This window comes from Kitasatospora sp. NPDC042419 (genome assembly GCF_056437345.1).
Window position 1 is genome coordinate 80246 of the sequence record NZ_JBWKAW010000015.1, and the last position, 22377, is coordinate 102622.

Here is a 22377-nt window from a genome sequence, read left to right on the forward strand (position 1 = left end):
GCCCACCAGCATGCTGACCATGGAAGTTGGCCCAGCCTGCTGGTGGCGACGGTAGCGACGGACGTGAGGGCGACGCCAGCTGGTGTCACTCGTCCGGCTGACTGACCTGGGGTTTGTCCACTGACTCGCATCAGATGCGGTTTTCTCGCATACGACGCGAGTGACGGAGGGTGGTGGACCGGTGGGGTTCAACGGGTCGATCCCAGGTGCGGCACGGCTGCACCTGGTGGACGGAGTCGCGCTGCTGCGGCCGGAGGAACAGGTCTTCACCGCGATGCTGACCGGGTTCGCCAACCAGCAGCTCGCGCGGAATCTGGCCCGGACGACGGTGGAGGGCCGGGAGAACACGGTCAAGGCGTTCGCCGCCTACGTGAACACCTACCCGTGGCACTGGACGCCGGCGATGGTCGACGAGTGGCTCGGCGACCTGCGATCGCTGCGGGACCTGCGCCGTTCCACGATCCGGTCCTACTCGGAGGCGGTCCGGGCGTTCTGCCACTTCGTCACCGACCCGCTCTACGACTGGGCGGCCACGTGTGAGGAACGGTTCGGCACCCACCCGGTCCAGGTCGTTCACGAGTGGAACACCGCGGTGCACGTCCAGGACAACGAGGCCGACGCGAAGAAGCGGGCGTTCACCAAGGCCGAGCTGCACGCGTTCTTCGAGCACTGCGACGACGAGGTCGCCCGGATCAGGGCCTTCGGCCGCAAGGGCTGGCTGCCGGCGTTCCGCGACGCGACCTTGTTCAAGACCGCCTACGCCTACGGGCTGCGGCGCAACGAGACGCGGATGCTCGACGCCGCCGACTTCGGCCGCAACCCGCACGGCGCCGAGTACGGCGAGTTCGGCCGTTGCCAGGTCCGGTTCGGCAAGGCCAAGAAGGGCTCACCGCCCAAGCGCCGCGGCGTGCTGACCGTGTTCGGCTGGACCCCCGACGTCCTGGACGAGTGGTTCACCGAGGTCCGCCCGCTGCTGGGCACCGACGGCAACCCTGCGGCCTGGCCGTCCGAGCGCGGACTGCGGATCGGCTGCCAGCGCATCAACTCCCGCTTCATCGCCTACCGCAAGGCCCTGGGCCTGGACGACGGGCTGGACTACCACTCCTTCCGAAGGTCCTACGTCACCCACCTGATCGAGGACGGCTGGGATCCTCGCTTCGTCCAGGAACAGGTCGGCCACGAGCACGCCAGTACCACGTCCATCTACACCTGCGTCTCCTCGGACTTCCGCACCCGCACCCTGCGCCGGCACCTGGACGCCACCGTCGCCGCCGCCCTCCAGGCCCAAAACGGGAGGCAGGCATGAAGCGCAAGGTCGGCTACACCTGGCGGTTGCGTGAGCTGATGGCCCAGCACCGCATCTTCACCGCGACCGAGCTGGTGCCGCTGCTGCGCGAGCGCGGCATCGACCTGTCCGCCTCCCAGGTCCACCGCATGGTCTCCGGCACACCGGAACGGCTGTCGCTGCAGGTCCTGTCCGCGCTCTGCGACATCCTGTCCTGCACCCCGGCCGACCTGGTGGCCACCACCGCCGAGAACGCCGGTGTCCGCAAGACCGCCACCGGCGACCTGCCCACCCCGCCCGCGAACGTCGCGAAGCTCCGGCCCCGCGCGGCCCGCATCCTGCCCGACGCATGAGCCGCCCCTACGCCACCGACGAGCAGTACGAACGCTGGTACATGGCCGAGTGCTGCCGCTGCGGCCAGCGCAGACACAAGGCCGGCACCTGGCCGGACGGCTACGTCTGCCGGACCTGTTCGGACCGCGCGGTGCGAACACGAGGCACCTGCCCCGGATGCGGCCAGGACCGTGCCCTCCCCGGACTTCACCCCGTCGACGGCTCCGCGATCTGCACGACCTGCGCCGGCTTCTCCCAGACCTTCGACTGCTCGCGCTGCGGCTTCGAGGGCAAACTCCTGGGCGGCCGACTCTGCGAACGCTGCACCTTCACCGACCGGCTGACCGCCCTCCTGGATAACGGCACGGGCTGCGTCCGCCCCGCGCTGACGCCCCTGTTCGACATGCTGGTGGCGATGGACAAGCCCAGAAGCGGCCTGGCTTGGCTGGAGATGCGCCGCGGCCAGCCGGGAAACGCCTCCCAGATGCTGCGGCGGCTCGGGCTGGGCGAGATCCCTCTGACCCACGACGCCTTCCACGAACTGCAGCCCTGGCGGGCAGCGGCTCATCTGGAAGAACTCCTGATGGCCAGCGGAGTCCTGCCCGCCGTCGACAAGTACATCTGCTCCTTCCAGCGATGGCTGCCCGGCCATCTGGCCGACATCGCCGATCCCGAGCACGTCAAGACGATCAAGCTCTTCGCGACCTGGCACGTCCTTCCCCACCTACGGGAACGGGCCGATCGGAGCCACATCACGCCGAGCGTCCGCCGCTTCGCAGCCGAGCAGCTCAAGTACGCGACCGCCTTCCTGCGGTGGCTCGGCACCCGGGACAGCACCCTCGCGTCCTGCGGTCAGCTCGACATCGACGCCTGGTTCGCGGAGAACACGGAACACGGCCGCACCTGCCTGAGGGCCTTCCTCAACTGGGCCAGGCAGAGCCGCCGTTGTCCACGCTCCCTGTCCATCCCCACCATGAAGGTCTCCCGACGACCCGCACTGAGCGAGGACGAGCGCCTGGCCGTACTCGGCCGGCTGTTGACCGACGCAGACACCCCGATGCGCCTCCGTGTCGCCGGCGTCATCGTCCTCCTCTACGCACAACCTCTGACCCGGATCGTCCAGCTGACGGTCGACGACGTGCTCCACGACGGAGAGACCACGCTTCTGCGGCTCGGGGAGCCCGCTTCCCCCGTCCCCGAACCAGCGGCAGCCCTGCTACTGGCATACATCGCGGACCGCGACAACATGAACACCGCCACCAACCAGGCATCCCGCTGGCTCTTCCCCGGCCGCCGGGCCGGCCGTCCGGCCCGCCCCGACCACTTGTCCTCACTCCTGGGCGAGATCGGCATCCCGGTCGCCGCAGCCCGCGGCGCCGCCATCCGGCAACAACTCCTCGAACTGCCCGCCCCCGTCGTCGCGGACGCCCTCGGCTACCACGACAAGACCACCAGCCGCCTCCTCAGAGAAAGCGGCGGGACCTGGAGCCGATACGCCGCAGGCGACCACCTTCGGTCACCATCCGGCTGGACTCCCTCTCCACCCGCCGACGGTTGAAGCTCAGGTCACGTCCCGTGTCGGCTGCGGGTAGCCGATCTCGGCGAGGTCCTCGGCCAGGTCTGCGAGGGTGACCTCCGCGTTCAGCGATGACACGAGCTTCTGGCTCAGCGGTTGCAAGGCATACACGTCGCGCACTGCTTCCAGGTCCACGGGAACCTCGTAGTAGTCCTCGGCGAAGCGCTGGAATGCTTCCGGCGAGCGGTCGACGAGGAGCTCGAACAGGCCCGTTGCCCCGTCGGGGTCGGAACTCCCGGTGGGGAAGTCGATCACGCCGTGCCGCCACCGATCGTCCGTTGCCTCCCGCCACAGGCAGGCCGTCACGACGGGGACGTCATCCTCGTCGGTGAACGCCGGCTCTTCGACGAAGGGCTTGAAGACCTCCGGAACCTCGTCGATCACTCCCGGCCAGGGCTCGCCATCGTTGCCGTACGGGCTCATCGGTGCTTCGTGATCGAAGCCACGGACGTAGGCCCCGGCCGCCGAGAACACGATGGAGTACTCGTCTCCCGACCCGTTGCGCATCGAGGCCATCTCCTCGTCGTCGGCCCAGCCGGCGTTGAAGGAGTAGTACCGGCCTTCCCAGTCCGGGCTCAGGATCGCGTCGAGCATCGCCAGTGAGCGGCACAGGTTCCGCAGGTCAGCGATCGAAGGGAACTGGCGAGCTACGTCATAGACAGTCACGTGCTCATCCAACCCGATGCCCCTGACACCCAGAATCTCCCCCAAGGGCTGTCACGCTCAGTAGCAGCGCCGGAGTCAGGTGGGTCAACTCGCGACGGTTGAATACGCGAGCCCACCAGTACCGGGGCCGGAGGTGCGCCGTCCCCAGGGCTGCGGGGGCTGCGGTTGTTCGACGCCGAGCATGGCGTTTGATCGAATGGTCGATCTGTCGTGGCACTTGCAAGGCGCCGCTCGGGGGGAACGGGCCGGACGGCTTCCCCGCTGATCACCGCGCGGCCCCGGCCCCTGAAGGTGTCCTCGCGGACGTCATCGGTGTCGGGGTACAGGCGCAGTTCCAGTCCGTCCAGGCCGAAGCGGCGGGCGAGGGCGAGCGCCCCGGCGAGCGGCAGCCCGGGGGTGCCGGGGGTGCTCAGGGCCAGTCTCATGCGATTCCTCCACGGGCCGCCCGGGCCCTGCGGTTCGGGCGGTGGTGGGTGCGGGGGCGGGTGCGGGGGCGGGAGCCGGGGGCCCGGGGGTGCTCCGCCGGGCGGCGCAGGCGGCCCGGCGGGACACGGGGCGGCGCCGGTCAGGGACGCGCAGGCAGCTCCTCCACGACCGCCGCGCTCGGCCCCGACGCCGACGCCGCCCCCGAGGCGATCACCCCCGGCCACCGTTCCGCGGACTGGCACGACCTCCTCGACGGCTTCCTCGACGCCGCCCTGCCGGCGGAACCACGGCGGTCCTCGTGCACTCCGACCGGGAGGCGATCTCACTGGTGGCCCGCTGCCAGGAGCGCGGCATCGACGTGCCGACCGACCTCGCGGTCGTCGCGTACGACGACGAGGTGGCCGGTCTGGCCGACCCGGCGTTGACGGCGGTCCGCCCGGCGAAGCGACGACCACCTGGGGCGGCAGCCACCACCGCTACGGCCTTCCGGAGACCGGCCGCGGCGCGGGGTGGGCTGTCCGACGCGGCGGAAGCCGAAGCCGGCCGGGACCGGCCGCGGATCGTTCCCCGTAATCGGGAACGAGTACCGAGCCGACGTGTTTCGGCCCGTCCGCGCGTTACCGGTCCCCGATCCGGTGCCGCGGCGCCCAGAATGGAGTCGCCCTGTCGATGCGGTTGCCGACGCGTAGGAAGAAGTGCTCATGAGCGACACGGAGTTCATCAGCGCCCCCGCCCTGATCCTGCGGTCCCTGTCCCGGGACCCCGATCGGACCGCCGTCACCACCGCCGACGGTGCCGGGATCACCGCCGGCGGGTTCGCCGCCGCCACCTACCGCCTCGCCCACGAGCTCATCGCCCGGGGCGTCACCCGGGGCTCGACCGTCTCCCTGCTCACCGGCAACACCCCCGAGGCGCTCAGCGCCCGCTACGCCGCCGGGATCGCGGGCGCCCGGCTGGTCAACCTGTACGACGGCATGAGCACCCCGGTCCTCGCCGAGATCGTCACCAACGCCGACACCACCGTCCTCCTCGTGGACGCCGAACGGTACGCGGGCGCGGCCGAACTGCTCGCCCTGGTGGACGTGCCGACCGTCCTCACCCTGGGCCCGGGCCCGGAGACGATCGGCGAGGACGTGATCGGCGCCTCCGCCCACCGCCCCGACGGGCCCCCGGCCGTGCGGATCGGCCCGGACGACGACCTGGGCATCCGCCACACCGGCGGCACCACCGGCATCCCCAAGGGCATCCTCAGCCTGCACGGTGCCTACCGCAGGGTCTTCGACGTCCCGTTCGGCCCGGCGGAGGGCGCACCGCGCTTCCTCGCGGCCACCCCGCTCGCCCACCTCGCCGGTGTGCTCAGCGACCTGACGCTCCATCACGGAGGCTCGGTGTTCCTCCAGCGCTCCTTCGACGCCGGCGAGGTGCTGGCCGCCGTCGAACGCGAGCGCATCACCGACCTGTGGGTCCTGCCGCCGCTGCTCCACCGGCTGCTCGACCACCCGGCGATCACCGGCACCGACCTCTCCAGCCTGCAGCGCATCATGTACGGCGGCTGCGTCGCCTCGCCGACCCGCGTCCGCGAGGCGTTCGAGGTGTTCGGGCCGATCCTGACGAGCGGCTACGGGATGTCGGAGGCGCAGAACATCGCCGTCCTCGCCCCGCAGGAACACCACCGGATCGGGTCCGGCGGCCAGCTCTCCGTCGGCCGCCCCCTCCCGGGCGTGGAGCTGGTGATCCGCTCCGCCGACGGAACCGAACTGCCGACCGGCGAGCAGGGCGAGGTCCACGTCCGCTCGCGGTCCCTCATGGCGGGGTACTGGAAGCGGCCCGACCTCACCGCCGAGGTGCTGCGCGACGGCTGGCTGAGGACCGGCGACATCGGCTACCTCGACCAGGACGGCTACCTCTACCTGTCCGACCGCCTCACGGACAAGATCATCGTGGCCGGCGGGCACGTCTACCCCTCCGAGGTCGAGGACCTGCTCCTCACCCACCCGGCCGTCGCCCAGTGCGCCGTTCTCGGCCTCCGGGACGCCCAGCAGGCCGAACACGTCCACGCCGTGGTCGTCCCCGCGCCGGGGCGGCTCCCGGAACTGGACGACGTCCGCGCCTTCGTCACCGCGCACAAGGGCCGCGTGTACGCCCCGGAGGCCCTGCACCTGGTTCCGGAGATCCCGCTCACCCCGGTGGGCAAGCCGGACCGGAAGCGCCTGCGCGAAGCCCTTGCGGGCTGACCCTCCCTCGCCGCACGACCCGGCGGCGGATCCTCGGCGCGCCGGCCCCGGCGGACTGTCCGGGCTGTACGGCGCCGCCCCGTGCCACGGCCGTCCGCCGGGCCGTCAGCCGGGGCAGTCCGCCCGGCCCGTCCGCCGGGGCCGTCCGCCGGGGCCGTGTCAGTCCACTTGCTTCGGATTGGCCCTGGGGGCGCGTGCCCCGGGACCGTTACGGTCCGGGCATGCGCCTCTACGTCGTCGACGCCTTCACCGACCGTCCCTTCCGCGGGAACCCGGCCGCCGTGTGCCTGCTCCCCGCCGGACAGTGGCCGCAGGACGCGTGGATGCAGCGCATCGCGGCCGAGATGAACCACTCCGAGACCGCGTTCGCCCTCCCGCTACCCGCCTCGACCGAAGCCGACTGGGCGATCCGCTGGTTCACCCCGCAGGTCGAGGCGAACCTGTGCGGGCACGCCACGCTCGCCACCGCGCACGCGCTGCGCGCAGAGCAGGGCCTCGTCGGAGCCGTGCGGTTCCTGAGCCGCAAGCACGGCGTCCTGGTCACCCACACCGCCCCGGAGGGTGCCATCACGCTCGACTTCCCGGCGGCCCCGTGCACCGCGGTGCCCGTACCGGACGGGCTCTCCAGGGCGCTCGGCGCCGCCCCCGAGGCGGCGTTCCGTTCCGATCGCCTCGGCGACCTGCTGGCGGTCTTCGCGGACGAGGCAACGGTCCGGGCCCTCACGCCCGACCTCGACTCCGTGGCCGACACGACCGGCCGGGAGGCACTGCGCGGCATCATCGTCACGGCCCCCGCTGCCGGGTCCGCCCCGGGCCACGACTTCGTCTCCCGCTTCTTCGCACCGGCCAGGGGCATCCCCGAGGACCCGGTCACCGGCAGCGCCCACACCACACTCGCCCCGTACTGGTCGGCACGACTCGGCCGCGAGGAGCTCGCCGGACTCCAGGTGTCCGCACGCAGCGGCCTGGTGCGTACGGTCCTGAGCGGCGACCGCGTCCACCTCACCGGAAGCGCCGTCACGGTGCTGGAAGGCACCCTGCACGTCTGACCCGGGAAGGACCGGAGCGGCTCGCCGACCCGGTCGGGCGGGCCGCCGTCCGTGTGCGCGGTCGCCCCCGCCCGCCGCGCCGCGCCGCGTGGGCCGTGCCCCGCCGACCCGGTGGGGACCAGGTACCAGCCGTAGGCCCAGGCGGTGCCGGCATCACGTGGACATCCCGGTGGGGCCCGTGGGCACTGCGCCCGCGGGGACTCAGCTCCGCTGGAAGAACTCCAGCTCGGCCAGGGCGAGATGGCGGTCGCCGTCCAGGCCTGCGGGGGCGTCGAGGGTCAGGCGGATGGTGGTGGCGTCGCTGATGCCGGTGGGGAAGGTCTGCGGGCCGGGCTTGTCGATCAGGGTCAGCTTCTTGACCGACTTCCGGCCGTTCGAGGCCGTCACCTCCAGGTCGATCCGCAGTGCCCGACCCTCGCGGGCGTAGTCCTCGGGTGAGGTCGAGGCGCCGTTGGTGACGATCACGGCCACCAGACGGAAGGGTTTGGCGAAGGTGTAGGTGACCGAGGCGCCAGGGCCCGGTGCGCCCCAGTAGCGGTTGCTGAGCCCGTCCGTGGCGTTGCCGGCCGGCCGGCCGGGTACCTCGGCACTCGCCTCCACGCGGACCGGGGTCACCTGCTTGCTCTTGCCCAGCTTGTCCCGGGTGTCCTCGATCAGGTTCCGGCCGGCCGGCAGCAGCAGGAAGCCGCCCGCGCACAGGGCCAGCACCACGGCCAGGATCACCAGGAAGCGCGTTGTCCGGCCCGAGCCGGCCCGGGTTCGGCGGCGCAGCCGCCGGATCGACCGCCACCAGGGGAGCGGCGGTGGGGCCGTACCGGGCGTGAGCGGGGTCGCGCAGCGGCGGCAGAAGCGGCGGTCGGGCGGGTTGGGCGTGCCGCAGGAGGGGCAGGGCGTTCCGGCGGCGTCGTCGTCCACCGGGACCGGCCGGACGACCGGACGCGGTGCGACGGCCTTCGCCGGCCGCACGGGCTGCGGTGAGTCGGGGGGCGGAGGGGCGGAGGCGTGCGGGGGCTGCTCGGCGCGCGGGGGCTCGGTGGGTGGTGAGGGGTCGGGTGGACGGGGGACGGCGGGTCGGGGGACGGCGGGAGGTGAGGGGTCGGCGGGCCGGGGTGCGGCGGCTTCGGCCGGGTGGTCGGCGGTCGGGTGGTCGGCAGCCGGGGCAGCCGGGGTGTCCGACCAGCCCAGGTACGAGCCGCAGTTGCCGCAGAAGCCGTCCGTCGGGCCGTTGGACGCCCCGCACGCGGGACACTCGCGCATCACTGTCGCCCCTCCTCGCTCGTGGGCGGCCCCGGTAGGACCTCCACCCGGCAGATCGTGTGGACCGGGCACAGGCTCCGGACCAGCGCCCGGACCCGGTCCGCGTCCACCTCGTGCGCCGCGTCCACCGCTCCGCCGTGCCGCGGCCACACCCGGACGACCACCTCGTCGGCCGGGGCGGGCGGCAGCGCGCCGCCGGCCGTGTTCGACCAGGCGGCCTCGCCGTCCCCGGTGATCTCGGCGGACACGCCCAGCACCAGGCGCAGGGCCTCGACCAGGCCGCGCCGGGTGCCGCTCCAGCGGTGCAGTTCCACCGCGCGGGCCACCGCTTCGCGGCGCAGCGCCGGCGGCCAGCGCGGGTCGTCGGCGCCGCCCACCCAGGTGGCCAGCCAGGCCAGGAAGTCGGCCGGGGCCAGTCGCGGATCGAAGTACGCGGGCAGGTTGTCGAGGGTGGTGAACACCGGGGCCAGTACCGTGTCCAGCCCCGCCGTGAACCGTTGCGCGAAGTCGTCGTCGGCGTACAGCGCGGGCAGCTGCTCGCCGATCGGGTGCCGACTGGGCAGGCCCGGGACGGCGGCCCGGCTCATGCGCGCACCTCCGGCTCCCGCGCGGTCACGACCACCTGGTGCTGGTAGGAGAAGACCAGCGCACCCGCGCCGACGTCGATCCGGTCGACCGGGGCGCCGCGCCGGCCCGTGACCGGGTCGGCGGCGAACAGCCGGATCTCCTCCACCACCGCCTCCCCGACGGCGCGTTGCAGCACACCGAACACCTCCCCGTACTGCACGGGCCGCCCGAACGGCCGGCCCGTTCCGTCGGGTCCGCCGCGCAAGGGGTCGAGGTGCCGGTAGAGCGCGTCGAGCGCCCCGTCGCGCACGCGGTCGGCGTCCGCGGCCGGTGCCGAGAGCCGGGCGACGACGGTGACGCCCTGGTAGAACGGCGGCTCGACGAGGAGCCGGGTGCCGATCAGGCGCCGCTCGTCGAGGGCCGTGGTGATCCTGGCGAGGACCTGGTCGGACGGGATCAGCTGCTCGAAGCGCAGCCGGCCGCCCTCGTCGGCCACCGCGTCCGGCACCACCAGGACCCGTACCGCGCCCGCGCCCGCGTCCCGGTCGGGCAGGCAGCGGACCCGGCGCACGGAGGGTGCCGCCTGGCGGGCGATGATCTCGTAGTCCTCGGCGGTCACCGCGCGCTCCTGCATGCGCAGCGTCTCCGGTGCCCGCAGCTTGGCGTTGTCGACGGTCTCCCCGGCGACACCGCCGCGCGCCGCCTCCCGGTTGACGACCCGGGCGACGTACGGGACGGAGCTGCGCAGGACGGAGACCGCGCCGCGGGAGACGTTGCCCGCCGGGCCGCCGCCGGTGCGGTAGCGGGCCACGCGGATCCGGGCGCCCTTGGCCGGTACGGCCCCGCACGGACGCAGGGTGCCGTCGGCCTCGCGCAGCACCGGCGGGAACGCGAACTCGCCGGTGGTGGCGTCCACCCGGACGTGCCGGTCGGCCGGCCCCGAGCGCCCGAAGTGCTCCACCACCTCCCAACGCTGCCACCCGTCCGGCGAGGACACCTCCACCACCGGGGGTTCCCCGTCGAGCAGCACGGGCGGGCGGCCGAGCCGGAAGGACTGCCCCGCCACCCCCTCCGACACGCCGAGCGGTACGTCGGTCACCAGCTCGGCGTGCTCCACGGCCGTCGTGCCGCCGACGGTGAAGACGGCGGCCTCGCGCACCGTCGGTGACTCGGAGTAGAACGGCTGCCCCGGCTCCGCCTCGGTGACCCGGCAGCGCAGCCAGCCCGCCCGGGTCCCGCTGACCAGCGACGCCGTGTGTCCGGCCGGAACGTACACGATGACCTCACCGGGCCGGTTCAACCCGCCGGTGCTGTCGGAGCCGGTGTCGCAGCGCTGCCACCTGCCGCCGTCCCACGCCTCCCACACCAGCGGGGGCTGGCGCGGGTCGACGCCGACGCCCTCGACGCGGCTGTCGAGGCGGACCGCGACCACGCAGCGCGGCACCGCCGTCGGCAGGCCGAACAGCAGCGCGTCGCCCGGCTCGGGCGCGGCCTGGAAGCACGGGATGTCCCGGCCCTCGGCCAGCGCACCCGTCCGGTCGGTCTGCTCACCGGCACGGGGCGCGGTGACCAGCCGGGTCAGCTCGCTCGGCACGATGCGCAGGTCGTCGGTGGTGGCGAAGACCACGGCCGCCTCGGTCTCGCCGGCCGCGGTCGTCACCTCGGTGCCCGCGGGCAGCGTCACCGTGTCCGGTTGGGGGGCCGACAGCCAGAAGTCGACCTCGGCGACGGCCGCCGACGGCGGGTACAGCCGGATGCCCAACAGGTCCAGGAAGGCCAGGTAGTTCTTTTCCGGGACCCGGTTCAGCCGGTACAGCAGCTGGTCCACGAGGTAGGCGAACGTCTCGATCAGGGTGACGCCCGGGTCGGAGACATTGTGGTCGGTCCACTCCGGGGCGCGCTGCTGCACGTACCGCTTCGCCTCGTCGACGAGCTGCTGGAACCGTCGGTCGTCCAGGTTGGGGGAGGGCAGGGCCATCAGTCCGCGACCGTTTCCTCGGTCCCCTCCTCGGAGGGGATCGTGTAGAAGGGGAAGACCAGGTTGCGCCGGTCGTTGGTGGTGCGCACCGTGTAGCGCACGTCGATGTAGAGGGTGGCCGTCTCCACGGCGTCGAAGGCCACGACGACCTCGTCCACCGCGATCCGCGGCTCCCAGCGCTCCAGCGCCTCGCGCACCTGCTGGGCGATCCGCCCGGCGGTGACGCCGTCGCCGGGGGCGAAGACGTACTCGTGGATGCCGCAGCCGAAGTCGGGCCGCATGGGTCGCTCGCCGGGCGCGGTGCCCAGCACGAGGCGGATGGCCTCCTCCAGTTCCCGCTCCCGCTCGACCAGGGCGATCCCGCCGGTCGGCCCGACCCGCAGCGGGAACGCCCAGCCGCGCCCGATGAACCGATCGCCCATCACAGGCCTCCGATCAGCACGTCGGGCGCACCGGTCAGGACCGCCGCGCCGCACGCCGTCTGGTCGCGGGCCCGCGCGGCGGGCAGTCCGCCGATCAGCACCACACCCCCGGTGACCGCGGCCGGGTTGGGCAGCAGCACGTTCTCCGGCCCCAGGGCCGCGTGCGGCGGTACCGGGCAGACGTGCAGGCTGCCCACCACGGCGGCGGGCCGCCCGCCGATCAGTACCGTCGCCACCCGCGCGGCGGTGCCGGGCGGCGGGGTCGCGATCCGGCCACCGTGGTTCGTGGGGTCACCGGTACGGGCTGCGGCTGGCATCGGGGGCTCCTCGGGGAGAAGGGGGAGAGGGGAGAACAGTCGGGGAGAGGGGAGAGGGGAGAGGGGAGAGGGGACGCGGAGACGCTCACGTGGAGTCAGTTGATCCGGATGAGACGGGCCTTGAGGACGGCGAGCAGACCGCCGTCGACGGAGACGTCCGCCGTCCCGGACACCTGGACCGACCGGCCGCCGATGCTGACCCCGGCCGTGCCGTCGATGTCCACCTGCCGACCGGTCACCTTCACGGTGCCCTGCCGGGCGTCGAGCGTGATGCCGTCCCGGTCCAGCAGGACGGAGGTCAGCGGACGGTTCCGTCCCGCGTACACGGTGAGCTCGATCCGGTCCCGGCGGTCGTCCAGGCGGACCTCCAGCCGTTCGTCCCCGGTCACCAGCCGCAGCCCGGAGGGGCCCGGCGCCGGCGCGTCCAGCAGCTCCACACGGTGACCCGAACGCGAGGCCACCGAACGGCGGTTGAGCTTGCCGCTGGTCGCGTCGACCAGCGGCACCTCGTGCGGCGAGGGCTGGTCCACCCCGTTGTAGAGTCCGCCGATCACGTACGGACTGTCCAACAGGCCCTGCTCGAACCCGACCAGCACCTCGTCGTTGACCTCGGGACTCACCACCCCGCCACCGCCCTTGCCGCCCCACTGGACGGTGCGCACCCAGTCGGTGACGTACGTGTCGTCCAGCCAGGGGAACGTCAGACGCACCGCGCCGCGTTCGGAGCCGTTCGGCTCGCGCACGTCCGTCACCACGCCGATCGCCAGACCGGGGATGCGCGGGCCGCGCCCCGGAGCGTCGGCGCCGGTCATCAGACCGGGCAGGGAGCGTTCCGGGCCGGCGTCGACCCACACGGTGGTGCGGTAGCCGCCGTGCGGCTCCAGCACGTGCTGCACGGCCGTTGCCGTGTACCGGCCGGAGAACGCCGGCCCCACGTTGCCCAGCGCCACCGGTTTGCCTGCCCGCAGCAGCGGATTGCCCTCGGCCACCGCCTCCAGGTCGGCGAAGCCGGCGCTCACCCGGGCCGCCGCCGCGCGGGCGACCGACGCGGTCTCCGCCTGCGTCCGGTAGGGGGTGTCGGTGACGGCCACGACCGACCTCCCGAACCGGGCGGCCGTCCCGGGAGCGAGCCCCGGCACCACGGTGTCGCTGACCACGGACGGCTGCTCGGCGACCAACGGCCGCTTCGTGGCGACGTCCCAGCCGCGCACCTGCACCTTCGAGGCGCCGTCGGCGGCCGACAGCGCGGCCCGCAGCGCCAGCAGGTTGCGCCCGTACTCCAGGACCATCGGGTCGAGCACGGCCGACGTCGAGGGCGAGGGCGCCCCGGACGCCTTCGCGGGCCTGGTGAACTGGAGCAGCCCCTTGTCGTCGACGCGCACCCGCGCACCGCTCTCGCCCGCGAGGAACTGCAGGAAGTCCCAGTCGGAGACGTTCGCCTGGGACAGCTGCCGGTACGTCACCGGCGCGGCCTCCACCCTCCCGACGGCCAGGCCGGCGCCCGCAGCCACCTTGCGGACGATGTCCGCGGCCGTCATGTTCCGGTACGCGACGACCTTGCGGCCGCGCTGGAGCCGGTGGGCCTTGGAGTAGGCGCGGACGACGGTGAACGACCCGGTGCCGTCCCGGTCGATCTCCAGGGCCGTGACCTCCCCGTTGAACAGCCGCTCCCGTGCCTGCCCCTTCGCTGTCGTCACCGACACGCGCAGCGGGGAGCCGATGGTGATGCCGGTGGCGCGCAGGAACTCGTGGTCGGGGTCGCGGTAGGTGAGCACGGCGGCGTCCGGCAGGCTCACGTTCTCGTCGACCACGCAGCTGACCAGCTGCGCCGCCCAGATCTGCGGCAGCTCGCCGGGGGCCTCCACGATCGGGTCGGCCGCGAAGGACCTGCCCCCGGAATCGAACCCGCTCACCGTTCCCCCTCGCCGCTGCCGTTGCCGAACCCGTTGCCGCTGCTTCGTCCGTCGTCGAGTCCGTCGTCCAGTCCGTCGTCGAGTCCGATGTCGAAGGCGTGCCCGTCGCCGGTCGTTCGGGCGTGGTCGTCGTCCCGCAGGGCCGGCACCACCAACTCGGTGCCCGGGGCGAGCGCCATCGGGTCGTCGATGCCGTTCGCCTCCGCGATGACCCGCCAGGCCGTCGCGTCGCCGTACTCGCGCCAGGCCAGCATCGCCAGGCTGTCGCCTGCCACCAGGGTGTGCGTGCTGCGCGCGGTGCGTGCGCCCGACGTCGGGTTCTGGCCGGGCGGTTCGACGCTCGCCTCCTCGATGGACAGCGAGCAGGTCGCCCGCAACGGCGTGCCGTCCACGTCGAAGAGCGTGTACGAGACCGACAGGTTCGACAGCACCCCGTCGAAGGAGGTGGTTCGCGCGCTGCCCCACTCGAAGCGCACCCAGGGGCTCGCCGGCTTCTTGCGGCCGAGACTGGCCGGGGTCGGCACGCACGCCTTCATCAGCTTCTCGACCGCCCGCTCCACCGAGTCGTCATGGGTGGCGGTGGCGTCCAGGAAGACCTCCAGGCTCAGGGTGCGCGGGCCGCTGCCCACGAACTCCGGCAGCGCCGACTGCCCCGCCATTCGGGACGGGGACCGTCGCCACTCGGTGGTCTTGCCCAGCTGCAGGGTCGAGGGGTTGAACTGGAGGTCGAGCCGGGCGATCGTCCCGCCGGGCTTGGCCCCGACCGAGGCCGGGGGCTCTTTCAGGGTGAGCTGGGCCCTGGCGCGGCTGGCGCGTGCCGAGAAGGCCATGGCGTGGCTTCCTTCCGGAACGGGAGTGCGGGGGTCGTCGGACGGGGCGGTGGTGGGACGGGGCGGTGGTGGGGCGGTCAGGTGGGGAGCAGTCCCGCGTGGGCGATCTCCAGGGTCTCCACCGCGGCCGCGGAGTTGGCGGGGTCGAAGGACGGACCCTGCCAGCGGACCGGGACGATCCCGAAGACCTGCCAACTGATGATCCGGCTCAGATCGGGCCGCAGGGCCACGATCTCGCCGTCCTTCGGTTCGACCCGCCGCAGCGTCTCGTCCAGCCAGCGGCCGATCTTCGCCGTGTCGGCGGTGACCGGCCGGGTGAGGGTGATGTTCGACCAGGTCACGCGCCCCGGGAGCTGCCAGGTGAAGCCGTTGTTGCCGCCCTCGGCGTAGCTCTCCATCTCGACCTCGGCGCCCATGCCGGAGCAGGTGTGGAAGGCGCCCAGGTCGTTGCCGCCGATCGCCAGCCGGAAGAACACGCTGGTCGCGAAGATGTTGTCCGTCATCGGTCCGTCGTCCGTTTCTCGTTCGTGCGGGTGCTCAGCGGCGGCCGTCGAAGGTCCTGCCCGCGCGGTCCCGGCCGCGCCGCAGCTCGGCGCGCAGCAGGCGGGCGACCGGGTCGAGCAGGCGGCGTGCCAGGTCGTCCAGGTCGAGATCGCCTCCCTGTGCTCCGGCGTCACGCGGACTTCCGCCGGTTCGGTCGGCGGCGGTGACCCGCTGGTCCGGGGCGCTGGTGCGCGGGGTGGTGGCGGTGGTGGTGCCGGGGGCGCTGGTGCGCGGGGCGGGGGCGGGGGCGGTGGTGGTGCCGGGGGCGGTGGTGGCCGGGACGGCGCCCCGGATGCTGCCGGTGTCGCGTTGCACGGGGAACGGAGGCGGGGTCGAGGGGGCCGCCGGGGGGACTCCCGGCCTGCCGCCAGGGTCCGGCGTCCTGGACCGCACCAGCGGCACCACGGGTACGGGCCCCGCCGAGGACTCGGCCCGGGAAGGCTGGACCACCAGCGGCGGCGCGTGCGGGGCAGTCACGGGCAGCGGGCCGGACGGGCGCCCGGGGCCGGAGGTATGGAGGGCTTCGGGTCCACGAAGGGGTTCGGACGGGCGAAGGGGGCCGGACGCGGACGCCGGGTGCGGGCCGGGGGAGCCGGGCGCTCGCTGGACGTGCTGCGGTGCGGCGGCGGAGGGCGGGGCGGCCCAGCGTGCCGCGACCACGGGGTGGCTCACCGCGCGGGCGGAATCGACGGGGGCCGTCGCGCTCCCCAAGTCCCGGCCGCTGCCAAGGGCCAGGGGCCGCGCCGCGAGCAGCTGGACGCTGCGGTGCGGAGCGGCCGGTGCCCGGCCCGGGGCCCCGGCCCGACCGGCGAGGACGAGCGGGACGGGCTCGCTCGTCCTCGCGCCTGCGGGTGGCGCGGGAACTCCGGCGCGACCGCCGTGCCGGGACGCGGTGGTCGGTGACGCGGTGGTCGGTGACCTGGGAGCTGGTGACGTGGGAGCTGGTGACGGGGCCGGGGACGCGGGGTGCTGTCCCGCTTCCGGCACGGGCACGGGTCCGGGCATGCGCTGGACGGTGGACGGGGCCGCGGGATGGCTGGCGGTCGGTGGCATCGCGGGCAGCGGGGCCCCCAACCCGGCGCGCGGACGCCGCGCGGTCCGCCCAGGGCCGCCCTCGGCAGTCGGAGCCTCCGGCTGCCGTTGCACGACCGGCAGGGTCGGCGCCGAGGGCGCGGCCGCGGAGGGGGGTTCACCGGCCCGCGCCCGGACGGCCGTGCCGGTACCCGAGGGTGCTGCGGTGGCAGGGAGTTCGGCCAGCGGCGGACCGAGGGTCGGCCGGCCGGCCGTGCGTTGCACGGGTGCGTCGGAGAGGCTCTCCGTCGGGCGCTGGACGATCGGCATGCCTGGTGTGGGTGGGGTGGGTTCTGGTCCCAAGGGTGGTGCGGTGGTGGGGAGTTCGGTCGCTTGTGCGCCGAGGGTGGGGTGATCGGCTGTGCGTTGAACGGGTGCGTCGGCTGCGGTCTCCGCCTGGTGTCGGAGTGCGGGCGCGGCTGGCACGGGGATGGCGGCCTCCGATGCCAAGCGCCCGGTAGGAGGCGGGAGTTCGGATGCCGAAGCGCCCAGAGGAGGACGGTCGGCCGCGCGTTTCACGGGAGCCGCGTCCGCGCCCCGCACGGGTGTGCCGGGTCGGCCGGGGACGGTCTCCGCCTGGCGCTGGACGACGGGCATGGCCGGTGCCGGAGCGGTGGCGGGGCCGACCGCGTCCGAGGGCGCGGCGGGCGCCGGGACCTCGGGCGGCGGGGTGCCGAGAGGGGGCGCGTGGTCGGCCGCCCGCTGTACGGGTGCGTCGGGGGACGGTCCGCCGATGTGTGCCGGGGCGGCGGCGGGGCGTACGGCGGGCACCCGGCGCCTGGGTGTGGCGGGTACCCGGGCGACTGTCGGCGACGGGCCGACAGGGCGCGTCCGCACCACGGCGTGTGTCGCTTCGGCGCGGTCTGCCGGAGCTCCTTCGCCAGGGTGGCCGGGACGGGTGCCGGTGGCGGCGGGTGCCTCACGCCCCGGTCGGCGGCCGGTGGAGGCGGGGAGGGACCCGGCTCCGGTGGCGGTCCGTTGCACGGGCCGGCCGACGGGGGCCGCCCCCGGGGTGGCCTCGCCGGAGGTGCCGGGGACCACCGCGATGCGGCGGACCAGCGGGAGCCGTGCGGGCGCCGGCGTACGGCCGGCCCCGGCCGGGGCCGCGGTCGGGGCTGCGGCGGTCGCTGAGGCTCGCTGGACGACGGGAGCGGCGTCCGCGCCGAGCGCGTCCGGACCGGGCACCGCCGCGGAGTGCGCGGGCGGGCGGCCACGGGTGCCGGGTGCACCGGCCGCCGCTCCGGCCCTTGAGGGGGCCTCCCGCCTGCCGCCGGATCGACCCGGGCGCTCGCCGGCCTCGTCGGCCCGCGAGCGGCCGGCGTCGGCGCTGACCGCGGGCGCGGACTGTGCTGATACCGGAGCGCCCTTCGCCGAAGTACGCGCATCCGACACGCGCGCACCCGACACGCGCGCGCCCGAACCACCCTGCTGCGGACGCCCGGTGGCCTGCGCACCCGGTGCGGGAGGCGCCTCCGCTCCTGCCCCCGCTCCCGCCCCCGGCGCGGCGTCCGCGTCGGACAGGCGCAGCGCCCTGAGCAGCAGCGGGCCGCCTCCGCCGTGGGTGGGGTGCGCGATGGCGGGGCGGGCGATGCCGCGGACGAGGCCGGTCGGGGCGGTCGGCAGCAGGGCGTGGGCGAGGCCGGTGTCGAAGGACGGATCGCGCCAGGCGGCCAGCCCGTCCCGGAAGGCGAGTCCGTCACTGACGCCCATCGGTGCCCGGGAGACGGTCAGGAGGGTGGGCGCGGTGCGGCGCCAGCCGCCGTCCCAGTCCGAGGGCACGCCCGGGCCCCGGCCGGCGGCGGCCTCCTGGACCGCACCCGCCGTGCCCGCGGCGCCCGTGCCCGCGCCGTCCGAGGGCGCCCCGTCCGAGGGTGCGGTGTCCGGCACGGCGGCGCGCCGGCGCACCCTGTCCCGCCACGCCATCTTCTCAACCTCCTTCGTTCATGCGGGAGTTGATCTGAGCGATCTCGGCGACCCACTGTCGACGTTCGGCATGGGTCAGGTCGAGGATCTCGTCGCGTTGCCAGTGGAAGTGGTAGGCGATGTACGCGATCTCCTCCCTGAGCCGGGGGAGCGCGTACGTCACGATTCCCCCAGGCGCCCACCGGAGAGGTCGACCTCGAAGCCGCCCTCGCAGTGCGGGCAGGTGACCGCCGCGCGGGTGTGGCCCTCGCTGTTGACCCGCCGGTAGAAGTCCTGGAGGAACGCGACGTCGGTCGCGTACATCCGCTCCACGACCCCGGCGTGCACGTCGGTGACGGTGCCGAGCCGGGTGATGACCTGGCTGAGCAGCACCACGCTCAGGTAGGCCGGGTTCTCTTTGACCCGTAGGTCGATCTGGGGCCGCAGCTCGTCGCGGGCGGTGGCCAGGCGCATCGAGCCGTGCCGGTGCAGGGTGCCCGCCTCGTCCACGTACCCGCGCGGCAGTTCGAACTCGAACTCGGTGCGCAGCGCGTGCTCCTCGCGCCGCGCCGGAGCGTCGGCGGAGGGTGCCGTCGGCGGTGCCGGGGCCGGGGCGGGCGCCGTGGCCTGGAGGATCTCCTCCAGGCTGCCCGCCGTCACCGTACGTCGCCTCATCGGGGACCTCCGTGGATACCCCCGGCTTTGGCCGGGGGAGGAAACGGACCGCCTGCGGAGCAGGTCGGGGAGCGGCGTTTCGCCGTCGAGGCGGACCGTCGTGCGGGTGGCCGCAGGTCGTTGTCAGTGCCTGTCGGTAGGTTGATCTCGTGCATCTCAGGTACTCGTATCGTGTCTATCCGACGGTGGGTCAGCGGCAGGCGCTGGCCCGTACGTTCGGGTGCGCGCGGGTGGTGTACAACGATGCGCTCACCCTGCGTAAGGCGGCGTGGAAGGCGGACCGGTCGAGGATCCCGACCGGTGTTCCGGCCAAGTCGGTGATCACCGACGCGAAGAAGACGGACGCCCGGTCGTGGCTGAACCTTGCCAGGATCGGCGATGTCCGGGTCAAGTGGTCGCGGGCGCTGCCCGCCGACCCGTCGTCGGTGACGATCGTGCTGGACCCGTCCGGCCGGTACTTCGCTTCGTCCGTCGTGGACGTCGAGCCCGACCATCTGCCGGCACTCGACACCGAGATCGGCATCGACCTCGGGCTGACCACCTACGCCGTGATGTCCGACGGCACGGTGATCGACAACCCGCGCTTTCTGCGGAAGGCGGAGAAGGAGCTCACGGCCGCGCAGCGGGCGCTGTCCCGTAAGGCGAAGGGGTCGAAGAACCGGGCGAAGGCCCGGCGAAAAGTAGCCAGGGCGCATGCCGAGGTGGCCGACACCCGCATGGACTGGCTGCACAGGCGGACGACCAGGCTGATCCGCGAGACCCAAGCGATCTACCTGGAAGGCCTGAACGTGCGCGGCCTGGCCCGAACCCGCCTGGCCAAGTCCGTCCACGACGCCGGATGGTCCACCTTCCGGCGGCTGCTCGAAGAGAAGGCCGCACGGTACGGCAGGCACGTCGGCGTGATCGGCCGGTACGAGCCCACCAGCCAGGTGTGCTCCACCTGCGGGGTCCTGGACGGACCCAAGCCGTTGAACATCCGCGAGTGGACCTGCGGCGCGTGCGGTGCCTCTCACGATCGTGACCTCAATGCTGCTCGAAACATCCTGGCCGCCGGATGGGCGGACAGGCTAAACGCCTGCGGAGGACCGGTAGGACCCGGCGTGGCGATCCCACGCCGGGCACGGCCCGTTGAAAAAACAGGAACCCACCGGAACGCCGGCCGCACCGGGCGCAAGCCCCGTGCCGCAGGCGCGGCCGGAATCCCCGTGCTTCAGCGCGGGGAGGATGTCACTCGACGATGATCTCCTCGAACACGATGGTCACGGACTCGGTGGCCGCGGCGGACTCGCCGGCTTTGAGGGAGGGGCCCTCCCATTTGGAGGCCCAGCCGTTCATCAGCTGGATGCGCCGGACGGTCTCGCCCGTGGAGTCCTTGATCTCGATGGTGAGGTTCTGCCGAGCGGTGTCGACGGCCCCGTTGTTCAGGGTCTCCTTGATCCACTTGGTGAACTCGCTGCTCTTGTCGAGTCCCCGGGTGATCGTGACCTCGCCGGCCTGGCGGGCGCCGGGCTGCTTGCGGATGATCTGCTTGCCGTCCGCGCTGACCTGCCGGACCTCGACGACCTCCTCCTCGACGGTCAGGCCGCTGATCTCCTGGATCGACTCGACCAGGTAGCCACCGAGCTGCACGCCGAAGATATGGGTGGAAAGAGCATCGCCCTCTGCCATGACTGTCCGTCACCTTTCCTTGCTGTTCGTCCCGGTGTTCCCGGGACCGCCGGGCCTGCGGGTCACTCGTCGATGAGGCTGGTGCTGTCGGAGAACTGCGCCAGCCGGAACACCACGAACTCGGCCGGCTTGACCGGCGCCACGCCGATCTCGCAGATCACGCGGCCCTGGTCGATCGACTCCTGCGGGTTGTTGTCGCGGTCGCACTTGACGTAGAACGCCTCCGCGGCCGTCCGCCCGAACAGCGCGCCGCGCCGCCACTCCTCGGTGAGGAACGCGGTGGCGTTGCGCCGGATGCTCGACCAGAGCCGGTCGTCGTTCGGCTCGAAGACCACCCACTGGGTGCCCAGGAGGATGGACTCCTCCAGGTAGTTGAAGAGGCGGCGCACGTTCAGGTAGCGCCAGGCCGGATCGGAGGAGAGGGTGCGGGCGCCCCAGATCCGGATGCCCCGGCCGGGGAAGGCCCGGACGCAGTTCACCCCGATCGGGTTGAGCAGGTCCTGCTCGCCCTTGCCCAGGCGCAGTTCCAGGTCGACCGCGCCGCGGATCACCTCGTTGGCGGGGGCCTTGTGCACCCCGCGCTCGGCGTCGCTGCGCGCCCACACGCCGGCGATGTGGCCGCTCGGCGGGACGGTGGTGTTGCGCCCGGTGGCCGGGTCGAAGACCCGGATCCACGGGTAGTAGAGGGTGGCGTAGCGGGAGTCGTAGCCCGCCTCGTCGTTGCGCCAGGTCCGCACCTGCTGCGCGGAGAGACCGGGCGGGGCGTCCAGGACGGCGACCCGGTCGCCCATCTGCTCGCAGTGCGAGATCACCGCGAGCTGGACGGTGCGCACGCCCTCGGCATCGATGTCTCCGCGCTGGTGGGAGCCCATCAGGTCGGGCACCGCGACCATGGTGATCTCGTCGATGGTCTCCAGGCCGCCGAGCCCGGTGCGGGCCGCCGCGTCGCCGACGTACTCGGCCGGGTCGAGCCGGGCCGCCACGCCCTGGCCGGCGGCCGGGGCGGGCACGGCGGAGGGGGCGTCGGGCAGGGCCGCGGTCTGGTTCGCGGGCCGGCCCTGGGCGGTGCCGCGCTGCTCGGTGACCTCGATCAGCGCCGAGCCGCGGGCCTGGGTGACGAGGTAGCCCTTGACGTTCCGGCGGGCCGACACCTCGAAGGTCTCGGCAACCGCCCCGTCGCGGTGGACCAGCAGCCTGAACCGGTCCTCGGGCGGGTTCTCGCCGTCCGCGTCGGCGATCTCCACCGAGACGCCGGTGACGCCCGGCCGGGCCGCGAGCAGGAACCCGCCGAGCTCGACGGGTTCCGCCGCGCGCTGCTCGGCGCCCGCGGCGGGGGCGGGCGCGGAGCCGTCCCGGTCGGAGCCGCCGACCCGGACGACGTACGCGGCGCCGCCGCCGTTGGCGAAGTACCCGTGGACCGCCTGGGGCAGGTAGGCGCCCTCGGTGAACCCGCCGAAGCGCTGGGAGTACTGGTCCCAGCCGGTGACGAGGGTCGGCTCGTGGAACGGGCCGGTCCGGGCGAACCCGACGAACGCGGCGACGGCGGTGCCGACTCCTTCGATCGGGCGGGCACCGGACTGCACCTCCTCCACGTAGACCCCCGGGGTGAGGTACGTCGGCATGCTCGCTCCTTCGTGTCACTGGTCTTCGGTCGACGGTCTTCGG

The 22377-nt window shown here is 73.6% G+C and carries 20 protein-coding genes and 1 pseudogene; 7 read left to right on the forward strand and 14 right to left on the reverse strand.

Annotated features, from left to right (window positions below; translation table 11 throughout):
- Window positions 1–181 precede the first annotated feature (181 nt).
- From AC067J_RS25825 to AC067J_RS25835, 3 genes are read left to right on the forward strand one after another with little or no spacing between them, the layout of a single operon-like run.
- Window positions 182–1306 (forward strand): tyrosine-type recombinase/integrase, encoded by a 1125-nt coding sequence (locus AC067J_RS25825; RefSeq protein WP_351915363.1) that lies wholly within the window; start codon window positions 182–184, stop codon window positions 1304–1306.
- On the forward strand, window positions 1303–1638 hold the full coding sequence (locus tag AC067J_RS25830; RefSeq protein ID WP_478302975.1) for a helix-turn-helix domain-containing protein: 336 nt from the start codon (window positions 1303–1305) through the stop codon (window positions 1636–1638). Before AC067J_RS25825 ends, AC067J_RS25830 begins: the two co-directional genes overlap by 4 nt.
- Window positions 1635–3176 carry a hypothetical protein gene (locus AC067J_RS25835; RefSeq protein WP_478302977.1) on the forward strand — a complete coding sequence of 514 codons (1542 nt, stop codon included), beginning with the start codon at window positions 1635–1637 and terminating at the stop codon, window positions 3174–3176. The genes AC067J_RS25830 and AC067J_RS25835 overlap by 4 nt, the downstream gene beginning before the upstream one ends.
- A gap of 3 nt (window positions 3177–3179) precedes the next feature.
- Here the strand turns inward: AC067J_RS25835 and AC067J_RS25840 are convergent, their stop codons facing one another.
- Entirely contained in the window at window positions 3180–3860 is a 681-nt protein-coding gene (locus AC067J_RS25840) for a hypothetical protein (RefSeq protein WP_478302979.1), read from the reverse strand.
- Between the two features lie 514 nt (window positions 3861–4374).
- On the opposite strand from AC067J_RS25840, the pseudogene AC067J_RS25845 reads away from it, so the two are divergent.
- The 3 genes and pseudogenes from AC067J_RS25845 to AC067J_RS25855 form a co-directional block, all read left to right on the forward strand.
- A pseudogene (locus tag AC067J_RS25845) lies at window positions 4375–4725 on the forward strand (substrate-binding domain-containing protein); the annotation flags it as partial.
- 262 nt (window positions 4726–4987) lie between these two features.
- Entirely contained in the window at window positions 4988–6520 is a 1533-nt protein-coding gene (locus AC067J_RS25850) for an AMP-binding protein (protein WP_478302981.1), read from the forward strand.
- Between the two features lie 221 nt (window positions 6521–6741).
- Entirely contained in the window at window positions 6742–7569 is an 828-nt protein-coding gene (locus AC067J_RS25855) for a PhzF family phenazine biosynthesis protein (RefSeq protein ID WP_478303193.1), read from the forward strand.
- A 201-nt stretch (window positions 7570–7770) separates the two neighbouring features.
- Here the strand turns inward: AC067J_RS25855 and AC067J_RS25860 are convergent, their stop codons facing one another.
- From AC067J_RS25860 to AC067J_RS25910, 11 genes are all read right to left on the reverse strand, one after another.
- A complete protein-coding gene (locus AC067J_RS25860) occupies window positions 7771–8826 on the reverse strand; it encodes an NADase-type glycan-binding domain-containing protein (protein WP_478302983.1) in 1056 nt (351 codons plus the stop codon).
- On the reverse strand, window positions 8826–9413 hold the full coding sequence (locus AC067J_RS25865; RefSeq protein ID WP_478302985.1) for a phage tail protein: 588 nt from the start codon (window positions 9411–9413) through the stop codon (window positions 8826–8828). Before AC067J_RS25865 ends, AC067J_RS25860 begins: the two co-directional genes overlap by 1 nt.
- Complete coding sequence (locus AC067J_RS25870) at window positions 9410–11371, reverse strand: putative baseplate assembly protein (protein WP_478302987.1); 1962 nt, start codon at window positions 11369–11371, stop codon at window positions 9410–9412. Before AC067J_RS25870 ends, AC067J_RS25865 begins: the two co-directional genes overlap by 4 nt.
- Window positions 11371–11793, reverse strand: a complete 423-nt coding sequence (locus tag AC067J_RS25875; RefSeq protein ID WP_478302989.1) for a GPW/gp25 family protein — start codon at window positions 11791–11793, stop codon at window positions 11371–11373. Before AC067J_RS25875 ends, AC067J_RS25870 begins: the two co-directional genes overlap by 1 nt.
- On the reverse strand, window positions 11793–12110 hold the full coding sequence (locus AC067J_RS25880) for a PAAR domain-containing protein (protein ID WP_478302991.1): 318 nt from the start codon (window positions 12108–12110) through the stop codon (window positions 11793–11795). The genes AC067J_RS25875 and AC067J_RS25880 overlap by 1 nt, the downstream gene beginning before the upstream one ends.
- A 95-nt stretch (window positions 12111–12205) precedes the next feature.
- Window positions 12206–14023 (reverse strand): VgrG-related protein, encoded by a 1818-nt coding sequence (locus tag AC067J_RS25885; protein WP_478302993.1) that lies wholly within the window; start codon window positions 14021–14023, stop codon window positions 12206–12208.
- A complete protein-coding gene (locus AC067J_RS25890; RefSeq protein ID WP_478302995.1) occupies window positions 14020–14853 on the reverse strand; it encodes a CIS tube protein in 834 nt (277 codons plus the stop codon). The genes AC067J_RS25885 and AC067J_RS25890 overlap by 4 nt, the downstream gene beginning before the upstream one ends.
- 77 nt (window positions 14854–14930) lie before the next feature.
- Window positions 14931–15356, reverse strand: coding sequence for a phage tail protein (locus AC067J_RS25895; RefSeq protein ID WP_478302997.1), 426 nt, complete (start codon window positions 15354–15356; stop codon window positions 14931–14933).
- Between the two features lie 34 nt (window positions 15357–15390).
- Window positions 15391–15711 carry a hypothetical protein gene (locus AC067J_RS25900; RefSeq protein ID WP_478302999.1) on the reverse strand — a complete coding sequence of 107 codons (321 nt, stop codon included), beginning with the start codon at window positions 15709–15711 and terminating at the stop codon, window positions 15391–15393.
- Between the two features lie 2683 nt (window positions 15712–18394).
- The gene (locus AC067J_RS25905) at window positions 18395–18553 is read right to left on the reverse strand and encodes a DUF6760 family protein (protein ID WP_478303001.1); all 159 of its coding nucleotides are present in this window, start codon (window positions 18551–18553) and stop codon (window positions 18395–18397) included.
- Complete coding sequence (locus AC067J_RS25910) at window positions 18550–19044, reverse strand: hypothetical protein (RefSeq protein ID WP_478303003.1); 495 nt, start codon at window positions 19042–19044, stop codon at window positions 18550–18552. The genes AC067J_RS25905 and AC067J_RS25910 overlap by 4 nt, the downstream gene beginning before the upstream one ends.
- A 149-nt stretch (window positions 19045–19193) precedes the next feature.
- On the opposite strand from AC067J_RS25910, the gene AC067J_RS25915 reads away from it, so the two are divergent.
- Window positions 19194–20285 (forward strand): RNA-guided endonuclease InsQ/TnpB family protein, encoded by a 1092-nt coding sequence (locus AC067J_RS25915; RefSeq protein WP_478303005.1) that lies wholly within the window; start codon window positions 19194–19196, stop codon window positions 20283–20285.
- Here the strand turns inward: AC067J_RS25915 and AC067J_RS25920 are convergent.
- A complete protein-coding gene (locus tag AC067J_RS25920) occupies window positions 20272–20712 on the reverse strand; it encodes a phage tail protein (protein ID WP_478303007.1) in 441 nt (146 codons plus the stop codon). The genes AC067J_RS25915 and AC067J_RS25920 overlap by 14 nt on opposite strands.
- A 62-nt stretch (window positions 20713–20774) precedes the next feature.
- The gene (locus AC067J_RS25925) at window positions 20775–22334 is read right to left on the reverse strand and encodes a phage tail sheath family protein (RefSeq protein ID WP_478303009.1); all 1560 of its coding nucleotides are present in this window, start codon (window positions 22332–22334) and stop codon (window positions 20775–20777) included.
- Between the last annotated feature and the right edge of the window lie 43 nt (window positions 22335–22377).

What these genes read in the sequence shown, in the direction of transcription:
- AC067J_RS25830 (WP_478302975.1), top strand. Translation starts at nt 1,303, where the DNA reads ATGAAGCGCAAGGTCGGCTACACCTGGCGGTTGCGTGAGCTGATGGCC.
- AC067J_RS25835 (WP_478302977.1), top strand. Translation starts at nt 1,635, where the DNA reads ATGAGCCGCCCCTACGCCACCGACGAGCAGTACGAACGCTGGTACATG.
- AC067J_RS25850 (WP_478302981.1), top strand. Translation starts at nt 4,988, where the DNA reads ATGAGCGACACGGAGTTCATCAGCGCCCCCGCCCTGATCCTGCGGTCC.
- AC067J_RS25855 (WP_478303193.1), top strand. Translation starts at nt 6,742, where the DNA reads ATGCGCCTCTACGTCGTCGACGCCTTCACCGACCGTCCCTTCCGCGGG.
- AC067J_RS25860 (WP_478302983.1), bottom strand. Translation starts at nt 8,826, where the DNA reads ATGCGCGAGTGTCCCGCGTGCGGGGCGTCCAACGGCCCGACGGACGGC.
- AC067J_RS25865 (WP_478302985.1), bottom strand. Translation starts at nt 9,413, where the DNA reads ATGAGCCGGGCCGCCGTCCCGGGCCTGCCCAGTCGGCACCCGATCGGC.
- AC067J_RS25870 (WP_478302987.1), bottom strand. Translation starts at nt 11,371, where the DNA reads ATGGCCCTGCCCTCCCCCAACCTGGACGACCGACGGTTCCAGCAGCTC.
- AC067J_RS25875 (WP_478302989.1), bottom strand. Translation starts at nt 11,793, where the DNA reads ATGGGCGATCGGTTCATCGGGCGCGGCTGGGCGTTCCCGCTGCGGGTC.
- AC067J_RS25880 (WP_478302991.1), bottom strand. Translation starts at nt 12,110, where the DNA reads ATGCCAGCCGCAGCCCGTACCGGTGACCCCACGAACCACGGTGGCCGG.
- AC067J_RS25890 (WP_478302995.1), bottom strand. Translation starts at nt 14,853, where the DNA reads ATGGCCTTCTCGGCACGCGCCAGCCGCGCCAGGGCCCAGCTCACCCTG.
- AC067J_RS25895 (WP_478302997.1), bottom strand. Translation starts at nt 15,356, where the DNA reads ATGACGGACAACATCTTCGCGACCAGCGTGTTCTTCCGGCTGGCGATC.
- AC067J_RS25910 (WP_478303003.1), bottom strand. Translation starts at nt 19,044, where the DNA reads ATGAGGCGACGTACGGTGACGGCGGGCAGCCTGGAGGAGATCCTCCAG.
- AC067J_RS25920 (WP_478303007.1), bottom strand. Translation starts at nt 20,712, where the DNA reads ATGGCAGAGGGCGATGCTCTTTCCACCCATATCTTCGGCGTGCAGCTC.
- AC067J_RS25925 (WP_478303009.1), bottom strand. Translation starts at nt 22,334, where the DNA reads ATGCCGACGTACCTCACCCCGGGGGTCTACGTGGAGGAGGTGCAGTCC.